This is a genomic window from Shewanella sp. Choline-02u-19, from assembly GCF_002836205.1.
In the GTDB taxonomy this organism is placed as follows: Bacteria; Pseudomonadota; Gammaproteobacteria; order Enterobacterales; family Shewanellaceae; genus Shewanella.
In genome coordinates, this window is the sequence record NZ_PJBE01000001.1 from 1 (window position 1) to 10,314 (window position 10,314).

At 42.7% G+C, this 10,314-nt stretch carries 11 protein-coding genes; 6 read left to right on the top strand and 5 right to left on the bottom strand.

Annotated features, from left to right (window positions below):
- Nucleotides 1-344: 344 nt before the first annotated feature.
- Genes CXF83_RS00005 through CXF83_RS00020 form a run of 4 tightly spaced genes read right to left on the bottom strand, consistent with a single transcriptional unit; the run spans nucleotide 345 to nucleotide 3,937 of the window.
- Nucleotides 345-911 (bottom strand): TlpA disulfide reductase family protein, encoded by a 567-nt coding sequence (locus CXF83_RS00005; protein WP_101089201.1) that lies wholly within the window; start codon nucleotides 909-911, stop codon nucleotides 345-347.
- Nucleotides 908-1,387 carry a heme lyase NrfEFG subunit NrfF gene (gene nrfF / locus CXF83_RS00010; protein WP_180961116.1) on the bottom strand — a complete coding sequence of 160 codons (480 nt, stop codon included), beginning with the start codon at nucleotides 1,385-1,387 and terminating at the stop codon, nucleotides 908-910. The genes CXF83_RS00005 and nrfF overlap by 4 nt, the downstream gene beginning before the upstream one ends.
- On the bottom strand, nucleotides 1,387-1,941 hold the full coding sequence (locus CXF83_RS00015) for a DsbE family thiol:disulfide interchange protein (protein WP_101089200.1): 555 nt from the start codon (nucleotides 1,939-1,941) through the stop codon (nucleotides 1,387-1,389). Before CXF83_RS00015 ends, nrfF begins: the two co-directional genes overlap by 1 nt.
- Nucleotides 1,942-1,957: 16 nt before the next feature.
- A complete protein-coding gene (locus CXF83_RS00020; RefSeq protein ID WP_101089199.1) occupies nucleotides 1,958-3,937 on the bottom strand; it encodes a heme lyase CcmF/NrfE family subunit in 1,980 nt (659 codons plus the stop codon).
- Nucleotides 3,938-4,370: 433 nt separating this feature from the next.
- Between CXF83_RS00020 and ccmI the strand changes: the two genes are divergently transcribed.
- Nucleotides 4,371-5,624 carry a c-type cytochrome biogenesis protein CcmI gene (ccmI, locus tag CXF83_RS00025; RefSeq protein ID WP_101089198.1) on the top strand — a complete coding sequence of 418 codons (1,254 nt, stop codon included), beginning with the start codon at nucleotides 4,371-4,373 and terminating at the stop codon, nucleotides 5,622-5,624.
- Nucleotides 5,625-5,684: 60 nt separating this feature from the next.
- Here ccmI and CXF83_RS00030 read toward each other — a convergent pair whose 3' ends face one another.
- Nucleotides 5,685-5,978 (bottom strand): c-type cytochrome, encoded by a 294-nt coding sequence (locus CXF83_RS00030; protein WP_101089197.1) that lies wholly within the window; start codon nucleotides 5,976-5,978, stop codon nucleotides 5,685-5,687.
- Between the two features lie 327 nt (nucleotides 5,979-6,305).
- Between CXF83_RS00030 and ccmA the strand changes: the two genes are divergently transcribed.
- From ccmA to ccmE, 5 genes are read left to right on the top strand one after another with little or no spacing between them, the layout of a single operon-like run.
- Nucleotides 6,306-6,956, top strand: a complete 651-nt coding sequence (gene ccmA, locus CXF83_RS00035) for a cytochrome c biogenesis heme-transporting ATPase CcmA (protein WP_101089196.1) — start codon at nucleotides 6,306-6,308, stop codon at nucleotides 6,954-6,956.
- A 9-nt stretch (nucleotides 6,957-6,965) separates the two neighbouring features.
- Nucleotides 6,966-7,652 carry a heme exporter protein CcmB gene (gene ccmB, locus CXF83_RS00040; protein WP_101089195.1) on the top strand — a complete coding sequence of 229 codons (687 nt, stop codon included), beginning with the start codon at nucleotides 6,966-6,968 and terminating at the stop codon, nucleotides 7,650-7,652.
- A 1-nt stretch (nucleotide 7,653) separates the two neighbouring features.
- The gene (locus CXF83_RS00045) at nucleotides 7,654-8,400 is read left to right on the top strand and encodes a heme ABC transporter permease (RefSeq protein ID WP_101089194.1); all 747 of its coding nucleotides are present in this window, start codon (nucleotides 7,654-7,656) and stop codon (nucleotides 8,398-8,400) included.
- Nucleotides 8,400-8,597, top strand: a complete 198-nt coding sequence (gene ccmD, locus CXF83_RS00050; RefSeq protein ID WP_101089193.1) for a heme exporter protein CcmD — start codon at nucleotides 8,400-8,402, stop codon at nucleotides 8,595-8,597. Before CXF83_RS00045 ends, ccmD begins: the two co-directional genes overlap by 1 nt.
- On the top strand, nucleotides 8,597-9,088 hold the full coding sequence (gene ccmE, locus CXF83_RS00055) for a cytochrome c maturation protein CcmE (protein ID WP_101089192.1): 492 nt from the start codon (nucleotides 8,597-8,599) through the stop codon (nucleotides 9,086-9,088). The genes ccmD and ccmE overlap by 1 nt, the downstream gene beginning before the upstream one ends.
- The last annotated feature ends 1,226 nt before the right edge of the window (nucleotides 9,089-10,314 follow it).

Here is a 10,314-nt window from a genome sequence, read left to right on the forward strand (position 1 = left end):
TGGCGGCGTCAAGTGCTTATTTTAAGAAGTTTTTCGAGTGATGCTTTCTTAATCAGAAGTCAAAACCGAAGCCCTTAAAGCGCTTGTCACCTGAGTCTCATCTTCGAGAAGATTTAACTCTCTAACACCGCTGCAAGTCCCGTGTTTCCTAACCTTGCGGTAAGTTACTTGGCCTGCTGTGCCGTGTCAGTGGATGCGCATTATAGGGGAATACTGATGGAGCACAAGGGTCTTTCTTCATAAAAGTGAAACAATCATGCCAACCGCATAGTTACCAAACAATACGTACGAAAAAGGGGCTAAAAGCCCCTTTTTATCGTCAATTTGAACTTACTCAGTATCTATTACTGTGCTTGTTCCAAAAAGCCTTTTATTAACGTAACCGCTTTGTCATCGTCCCAATCTACAAAGGTACGAACAAAAGCGATCAACTCACCGTCTCTATTAAGGATAAAAGTCGCAGGAATCGTATCTAAAGGAAATACGTTACCTAAACTCTGCTCTTTATCATAAAAGGTAGTGAACTCTTCCATCCCTAATGACTTCAAAAAAGGCTCAACCTGCTTGTTACCATCAAGATCGATAGAAACAGGTAGCACTTCAAATTCGTCAGATCCGATCTTAGCAGAGAAGCGGCTAATCGCCGGAAGCTCCCTTACACACGGAGGACACCAAGTCGCCCACATGTTAACCATGACAACCTTTCCTTTATATTGACTGAAATCTACCGCGTTACCTTGACTATCTTTAAAAGGAACGGCTTCAATAGGGAATGGTTTAGGCAATACACTGATTTGATCAACACTTGATTGGATCTTCACTTCGCCTTTTTTTTGCATTCCAGGGTAAGCTTGCGCTTGCCCTGTAAACATTAAGGCAACCGCAAATAATCCAGATACTATGTTTTTCATTTAGTATCTCGCTTCAAAAGACGATCTAACTCTTTCTGATCTTCCGAAGTCAGTTCTTCAGTATTGCTTTCAGCAATACGTTGTTTACGAATAAACAGAAAGCCAATCATACCGCCGAATAATAATAAACCTATAGGGCCTAACCACAGAACATAGGTTTTAGCTTCCATTCTTGGCTTGTATAGTACGAACTCACCGTAACGACTTGTCATAAACTCAATGATATCATCGTCATTTTTACCTTCGTCGACCATTTCGTATACTTCTAAACGAAGATCTTGAGCAACCGGTGAATTCGAATCGACCAGATTCTGATTCTGACACTGTGGACAGCGTAGTGAATGCGCTAAAGAAAGCGCACGCTTTTGGTTTTCAGGAGACTTAAACTGATAAGTATCTACTGGCGTGGCATTAGCCACTGATGCCATGCTCAGCAATAGAACAAAAGCTGATAGACCCTTAATTAATGTCTTTATCATGATGCACCATCCTTTGCAGCTTCAGCTTGTAACTCTTGAACCATAGGATATAAGGTTTCTTTCCAAATACGTGCGTCAATAGGACCGGCGTATCTATAACGAATAATCCCTTTATGGTCGACAAGGAAACTCTCTGGAGCACCATAGACACCTAGGTCTAACCCAAGACGGCCTTTATGGTCATATATATTGATCGTGTATGGATTACCTTCACGGCTTAACTCGCGAATGGCTAATGCTCGCTCATCACGATAGTTAATACCATAAATGGGTAAAATATCTTTACGCGCTAATGTCATTAAAAAAGGATGTTCATACTTACATGAAGGACACCAAGTCGCCCACACATTGAGTATTGAAACTTTTCCTTTCAGAGTCTCATTAGTCAGAGTTTCCCCTGTCTTTTCCAAAATCTCTAATTGGAAAGCCGGTATCGGCTTTCCTTCTAGAGCAGAATCGAGGTTTTGAGGATTAAGGAAGAGTCCCTTATAAAGAAACACTCCCAAACCTAAAAACACAACTAGTGGAATAAATAAAACTAGCTTTTTCATACTTACCCTATTCCTATTACGCCGTTGCTAACTTATCATTTTTTTCTACGGTACTCTTATCTGTGCTGCTTGCTTTAACTCTGTAACGCTTGTCAGATGCAGCAAAGAAACCACCGATCATCATGAAGATAGCTCCGAACCATAACCAGCGAACAAACGGCTTATAGTTCAGACGAACCGCAAACTCTGTACGGCTAATAGGGTCGCCCATTGTGACGTAGAGATCTCGGAATAAGCCCCAATCGATACCCGCTTCGGTCATGTCCATTGTACGAACATTGTATTGACGACGGTCTGGTTTTAGTAATGTAACGTAATCATCACCTTGATAAACCTCGATCTGACCTTGCTGCGCAGTATAGTTAGGACCAACTACATTTTTAGTCTCTAGATACTTGAAGGTGTATCCAGCAAGCTCTTGAGAAACACCAGGTCCCATACGTACACTCTTCTCTATAGAGTAGTTAGAGACCATCGTTGCCCCAAGTACAGACACTGCAATACCTAGATGCGCAAAAATCATACCGAGCTGACTGCGAGCTAAACGTGTCATATCGACAGGACCTTCTTTGGTCTTAACGATATTATAAGCTGCTCGGAATGTCATTAACGTCACCCAAGTTGCGGCTCCAGTACCCAAGACAACCCAGATATTGAACTGACCATCGGCGATGAATGGTGCTGCTAAACCTACAACGGCGGCGATCATGGCAGGGATCATAAGTTGGCGTTTTAACTCACCATCTTTTGATTTCTTCCAGCGAATTATTGGACCAATACCCATGAAACCAAATAGTACGAGGACAATTGGAACAAATACTGCGTTGAAGTATGGAGGGCCTACTGAGATCTTACCCATACCTAAAGCATCAATAAGGAGTGGATAGAGCGTACCAAGTAAAACAGTACCACACGCTACAGTGAGCAATAAGTTACACACCAACAGCATGGTTTCTTTAGACTTAAGCTGGAAACGTGCGGGGCTTTTCATCTCGCTTGCTCGGAAGGCAAACAACGTGAGCGAGCCACCGACAGCCAAACCAAGTAGTAATAGAATGAACATTCCTCGACTTGGGTCTGCTGCAAATGAGTGCACTGATGTGAGTACACCGGAACGTACAATAAAGGTACCCAGTAAACTCAGCGAAAATGCAAAAATTGATAATAGAACAGTCCAGTTACGGAACGCGCCACGCTTTTCAGTCACAATAAGCGAATGAACAAGTGCAGTACCAATTAACCAAGGCATAAATGATGCGTTCTCGACTGGATCCCAGAACCACCAACCACCCCAACCAAGCTCATAGTATGCCCACCAAGAACCGAGTGCGATACCACCAGTAAGGAATACCCAAGCCGCTAATGTCCAAGGACGGCTCCAACGAGCCCAAGCAGAATCTAAACGTCCACTCATTAGTGCCGCAATAGCAAATGCAAAGCTTACAGAGAAGCCTACATAGCCTAAATACAGCATTGGAGGATGGAAAATTAAGCCAACATCTTGCAACATTGGGTTAAGATCTCGACCTTCCATCGGAATCGGAAACAGCCGCTCAAACGGACTAGATGTCAGCAACATGAATAGCGTGAAGCCAATCAGTATCATGGCTAAAATGGCTAGCACTCGTGCAGTAAAGACTTCTTCTAAGCCTTTACTAAACAATGCGACTGCTGCAGCCCAAGCTGATAATGAGAAAACCCAAAATAGCAATGAACCTTCGTGGCCACCCCAGACTGCGGCAATCTTAAAGAATATTGGCAATTCGGAGTTTGAATGATGCGCTACATAAGCGACAGAAAAATCGTCGACGGCAAAACTATAACCGAGCGCGATAACGGAGGTGAGAATAAAGAAGAACATTCCGTATGTTAATGGCCAAGCATAGCGCACCAAATATTGGTCTTTGCGAGCTACACCTACTAAAGGGACGATGGCTAGAAGCATGGCAAATGCCAGGCCTATAATCAGCGAAAAGTGTCCTAATTCTGGGATCATGGGTTTTCCTCAGTCCTAAATCATGTATTGATAAGCATACGCTAATATCATTACATACGTGTCCGTAGTTAACACTACTAAAAAGGGTACAAATTTAGCTCAGTTTAGTGTTTGCTGTTGTTCCTGTCTGCCTATTTCGTACAAATATGGGTGACTTGTCGCATTCTTCCCTTATTATTAGTACGAGCAACACATTAACAGTGATCAAAAAATACCACCATAAACTGAGCAGATTTGGTGGCATTTTTAAGTCAGACTCAAGAAGTTCCCGTAAGTTTCCAGTTCTTTTGCAAATAAAATCAATCTGTGAACAAGTGCGCAACTATGACCATTTCAGGTTATATTACTGTTCAATGAATAATCTTTACGTATAATCTGACCCCTCGTTCAGCGGTAAATCCGCTTTTTCGCAAACTAAAGTGAAATAGACATAATGACCACATTCTGGATTTTGATAGCCTTATTTGTGTTGGTTAGCCTAGCGCTGATTTGGTTCCCACATTTTCGTCAGCAAAAAATGCTGCAGACGGAAGAAGCCGGTGTTCGTAGAAGCACCAACTTAGAATTATTTACTGAGCGTCTTTCTGTATTAGAGAAAGAACTCAGTGAAGAGTTACTTGAACAAGCTGAATTTGATGCGCTTAAAAAAGAGCTTGAAATGGGCCTGCTTCAAGATATGAAGCAGGGTGATGATGAATCTCTTGTCAACAAACTGAAGCCTAAAAGCATCGTATGGCCTACTGTGATGTCAGCAGTAATCCTTGGTATCTGTGGCTATATGTATTCCACACTGGGTGCATATCAAAACTTAGACAAACCAGTAGCGTCCAATGGACCACATGCAGGCATGGATACAGCTCAAATCATGTCGCAGCGAGTCCAAGAAATGGAAGCGCAGGCTCAAGCTCAACCTGATAACAGTCAGTTATGGTTTAGCCTCGGTCACACATACATCTCTGCTAATCGTTATGATGATGCCATCAAAGCCTTCGATAAAACGATGGAGCTGGTTGGCGTACATGCTGAGCTACTCGGCCCTAAAGCAACCGCTTTGTATTACCGTTCAAACCAACAGATGACACCCGCAGTTCAAGCCTTGATTGACCAGTCGCTTGCACTTGATGATTCAGACCCTTCAACATTATTACTTGTCGGCATGGATTCTTTCTTCTCTGCGGAATATCAAACTGCTATAGATGCATGGCAATTGATTTTGGATAGCGAAAGTAAGGATGTTGACCGCAGTGCCATCATCAATGCTATCGACAGCGCGAAAATGAGAATGGAAACTGAAGGCGAAATGCCAAGTGATGACGCTCATAAGAATGTGAAACCTAAAGCGACCGCTAAGACGGTAACGATAGAGGTCTCTATTTCTCCAGAACTTCAAGCTCAAGTTGCTAGCACCGATATGTTATTCATCTTTGCTCGCTCAACAGAAGGGCCAAAAGTCCCTTTAGCGGCAACGAAAGTATCTGCAGAATCATTGCCAGTAACAATTACACTTGATGACAGCACTAATATGGGCGGTAACGTTAAGTTAAGCGATGCTAAAGCAGTTGAAGTCATCGCAGTGTTATCTAAACATGGCAGTGTTAAGCCACAAGCAGGTGACATTCAAGGGAAGCTTTCAATGCTAAAGCTTGGTGATACAGGGCAACTTATTCTTGATACCCAAGTTCAATAATCTCCATTTACAGACATAAAAAAACCGGCATAAGCCGGTTTTTTTATATCTACAAAAAGCTTACTTTGACATAAACTCAATTGCTTTTTTGTAGTCTTCGTCTGAACAATCAGTACACATTCCACCTGGTGGCATTGCGTTTAGACCTGATTTAACGCTTGATACTAGTGCGTCAGTGCCCTTAGCCAAACGAGGCTCCCATGCAGCAACATCATGTGCTTTTGGAGCACCAGCAACACCCATGCTGTGACAAACTTGACATGCTTTGTCGTAGATAGCTTTACCGTCTTGGGCAAATGCACTTGTAGACAAAGTCAACGCAGCAACTGCAGTCAGTGCTAATAATTTTTTCATTTTATAGGTTCCTAATGCAAATTCTCACAAAGCTCATGCTGCCCTTATCGAATGCGGCAGACTGATTATAGCTGGGCTAGGTTACTACAAACTTCGCTAAATGGCATCTATTTGTGATTTAAATCGCATTTAAGGCTGCTGCACAAGACACCACTCTCAGAAATGTCAATATATTAGTATTAGCAAATGTATAAAAAGTTCCTAAAAACTTTCTAATATTGGAACTACATCAAATTGCTGACACTTAACCTCACGCTGCACTAAACGCTTGAAAGTCTATGTGTTAGGATTACTTGTGTTTTTATACAGCATGATATAGAGGGCTCAGTGGTAGAACAATTAAAAGCAACAACACTGGTATCAGCTAGTAACTTAACCTGCATTAGAGAAGAGCGTATTCTTTTTGAGGAACTGTCCTTCGAAATAACTGAAGGTGAGATTGTTCAAATTGAGGGGCCTAATGGTGCCGGTAAAACAAGCCTTTTGCGGATCATCGCAGGTTTATCTCGCCCATATGCGGGCAATATCAATTTTAAAGGTGAAGACATCATTCGATGTCGAGATGAGTACAATGATGAATTATTGTATCTTGGCCACCTAGCAGGCGTTAAAAGTGAACTAACCGCAGAAGAGAATCTTAATTTTAATTTAAGACTCTGTGGGTATGATGGCTTCGACACTCGCGAAATCCTTTCAAAAGTAAACTTATCCGGTTTTGAAGAAGCACTAGCTGGCCACCTTTCGGCAGGTCAACATAGACGAACTGCGTTAGCCAGACTTTGGCATACGAACTGTAAGATTTGGCTTCTTGATGAACCCTTTACTGCAATCGATAAAAAAGGCGTAGAAGAACTGGAACATTTGTTTCTTGCTCATGCTAAGCGTGGCGGCTGTGTCATCCTAACAACCCACCAAGATATGGGTGTAATTAGCGATGATGTCTTACGTAAAATCCGTCTCGATTATCGCTTTGTTTAGGGGTTAACTATGAAAAAAGGCATCAGCTATACACAGGCTTTCGGTACGGTATTGAAGCGTGATCTACAGATTGCGATCCGTCACCGCGGCGATATATTCAATCCACTCCTGTTTTTCGTTCTTGTGGTCACCCTATTCCCGCTAGCAATCGGACCAGAACCACAAGTATTAACTCGAGTCGCACCTGGTATTATTTGGGTTGCTGCACTTCTAGCATCAATGCTGTCTTTAGAACGTTTATTTAAAGCAGATTATGTTGACGGAAGTCTCGAGCAGATGCTGTTAAGCCCACAACCATTACCATTAATGGTTTTGGCTAAAGTGCTAGCACATTGGATATTAACAGGTGTGCCTTTAATTTTAGTGGCCCCATTATTAGCAGTACTATTGCATCTTGATAGCAATAGCTATGGCGCTCTAATCGCAACTTTAGCTCTCGGAACACCGGTATTGAGTCTATTAGGTGCCATAGGTGTGGCATTAACTGTTGGGCTCCATAAGGGTGGCGTGCTGCTAAGTTTGCTAATTTTACCTTTATATATTCCCGTACTAATTTTTGCGACCAGCGCGATAGATGCTGCAGGTCTGAATTTACCTTATGATGGTCAACTCGCTATAATCGGCGCTATGTTGATCGGTTCTTTAACGTTAGCACCATTTGCTATTGGTGCTTCCTTACGAGTGAGTACTAACTAAAATGTGGAAATGGTTACATTCCTACGCGGATCCTGAACGCGCTTACAAGCTTTCAAGCAGCCTATTACCTTGGTTTGCAACACTAGCAATCGCTTTTATCGGTATAGGTACTATCTGGGGCTTAGGTTTTGCCCCTACTGACTACCAGCAAGGTGATAGTTACCGAATTATCTTTATCCATGTACCGGCTGCGTCGATGTCGATGGCTGCTTATATGGCCATGGCAACATGTTCGTTCATCGGTCTTGTTTGGCAGATTAAATCTGCTGACTGGGCTGCTGCCTCTATTGCCCCTATTGGTGCGGTAATCACCTTTATCGCGCTAATTACAGGTTCGACCTGGGGTAAACCAATGTGGGGTGCTTGGTGGGTATGGGATGCCCGCCTAACATCGGAGTTAGTACTACTCTTCCTTTATTTGGGTATAATATCTCTTTATGCCTCATTTGAAGATAAAGTACTTGCCGCTAGAGCATCTGGTATTTTGGCGCTTGTTGGTGTCATCAACATCCCAATTATCAAGTACTCTGTAGACTGGTGGAGCTCATTGCATCAACCATCTACAATCCGTATTACGGAGAAATCAACCATGTCTACCGATATGCTGTACCCGCTGCTTATCAACATCGTTGGTTTCGGACTTATGATCGCAGCGATTACTATCGTGAGATTTAGATCAGAAATTTTAGCACGAAATGGCATGCGTCCATGGGTGCGTGAACTTGCTAAAGCAGAAGGGGTCAAATAATGCAATTCGACTCAATTAGTGAATTTTTAAACATGGGCGGCTATGCTTTTTATGTATGGCTAGCTTACGGAGTCACTTTCTTCTCTCTTGGAACGCTAGTCGTTTCAAGTGTTAGACAGAAACGTAAAGTGTTAGTTGATATCGCAAAGAAGATTCAACGAGAAGAACGCCTTAAAGAAACTCGGAGTACTAAATAGTGAACCCAAGACGAAAGAAACGCTTAACCCTTGCTGTTGCCTTAATCGGTGGTGTTGCAGCAATTGCATCGTTACTTCTGTATGCATTGAACTCGAATTTAAACTTGTTCTTTACTCCTACTGAGATTGTTCAGGGTAAAAAAGATACCGGTGTAATGCCAGAGATTGGTCAACGCATTCGTATTGGCGGCATGGTAACCATAGGCTCTATGGTACGCGATCCCGACAGCCTTCATGTTCAATTTGCAGTACATGATTCTTTAGGTGGTGAAGTCATTGTAACTTATGATGACCTATTGCCTGACTTGTTCCGCGAAGGTCAAGGTATCGTCGCTCAAGGAGTTCTATCTGCACCTGGCACTCTTCAGGCGACTGAAGTTCTTGCTAAGCATGACGAGAACTATATGCCTCCAGAAGTAGCTGAAGCAATGGGACAGACCCATGAAAAGCTTGAATATGACGAAAATCAGGCTAAAGCCGCTGGTTATTAATAACAAAAGCTGCTGTTAACTTATAAAGCCTTCATTAATTGAAGGCTTTTTTGTATCGAAAACACTTTCATAAATGTAGGGTACCTTCGCTGTAACTCCCAATATCATGGAGATGGCCTCACCCTTTAGAAGTAAAAAGAAACATCACTTACTGTTCTTGACCTTCTTAGTTACAACCATTCGCCATCCCTTATTGCCTCACGTATATTTATACCTATAACTCAGCAGAAGTAATGTTGGCCAAGGACTTGGAGTCATCTGGGATATCCGCTGTGGCGTTATAAGTGTAAACCACTATTACACCGATACGCCCGGCTATATTTGCTCAGTCGCCGTGCCGACCTATGCATTACTCTATCTGCTATCGTCACAATAGCCACCTAAACAACTTGCGGCAATAGTGATGCCTTTAGCCGTAGTGAGGCATCACTTTACTGTCGTGTCACACAATAAAATCCCCCTGGCTGTCATTTACCCGTTAACGCCAAATTAGGTATTTTGATATGGCCACTACTAGTTAATATACCCAGTAGTGGCTCAAACTATCCCTAATTAAGTCACACTAGCCTTGGGATAGACTTCACGCCTGCCGAGTATCCACCCACCTGACGCGCTATTTTCACGTCACTTTAATGATCAATTTCGATTTGAACATCAAGTTTATTTTTGTGGGCTTTAACTACCAATATTAATGGCGATTTCGATTAAGCCCAAACACGCCACACACTTCAGAGACCGTGTCGCACGCCTTAAATTTATTACGATTACAGATGATTGAGATCGTCTGGTATCAGTAGGGCGATAGTTTTCTAGGATATCTCTTCTACAGGATTTTCCTTTACGTACTAACTCTCAAGCTTTTAGGCTCAGTAGGAGTTGTTGTAGACCTTGCGATTCCAGACTTTCACCACCACGATACTAGCTGCTTCCCAGCGGTATAGTCTTGCTAGACAGTCAATAATGCCGCTCCCTGCATAAAACTCAGGATAGAAATTACACTAGATAGCTTCAGACATTAGGTCACCTCTAAGATTATGAAATCGCAATATAAACCTCTAGCTAGCGACATTAACCTTCCCACTACAATGCCAGCACATTTTGCCTCTTCGATAGAGGAGCGACACGACTAAAGAGACACAAGTAAACTAAACCTTAATCACGCAATTAATTGGCTGTGGCTGTGGCTGTGGCTGTGGCTGTGGCTGTGGCTGTGGCTGTGGCTGTGG

Excerpts from the sequence above, each read along its gene's own strand:
- CXF83_RS00030 (WP_101089197.1), bottom strand. The coding sequence starts at position 5,978 with ATGAAAAAATTATTAGCACTGACTGCAGTTGCTGCGTTGACTTTGTCT.
- CXF83_RS00015 (WP_101089200.1), bottom strand. The coding sequence starts at position 1,941 with ATGAAAAAGCTAGTTTTATTTATTCCACTAGTTGTGTTTTTAGGTTTG.
- CXF83_RS00005 (WP_101089201.1), bottom strand. The coding sequence starts at position 911 with ATGAAAAACATAGTATCTGGATTATTTGCGGTTGCCTTAATGTTTACA.
- ccmI (WP_101089198.1), top strand. The coding sequence starts at position 4,371 with ATGACCACATTCTGGATTTTGATAGCCTTATTTGTGTTGGTTAGCCTA.
- ccmD (WP_101089193.1), top strand. The coding sequence starts at position 8,400 with ATGCAATTCGACTCAATTAGTGAATTTTTAAACATGGGCGGCTATGCT.
- ccmB (WP_101089195.1), top strand. The coding sequence starts at position 6,966 with ATGAAAAAAGGCATCAGCTATACACAGGCTTTCGGTACGGTATTGAAG.
- CXF83_RS00045 (WP_101089194.1), top strand. The coding sequence starts at position 7,654 with ATGTGGAAATGGTTACATTCCTACGCGGATCCTGAACGCGCTTACAAG.
- CXF83_RS00020 (WP_101089199.1), bottom strand. The coding sequence starts at position 3,937 with ATGATCCCAGAATTAGGACACTTTTCGCTGATTATAGGCCTGGCATTT.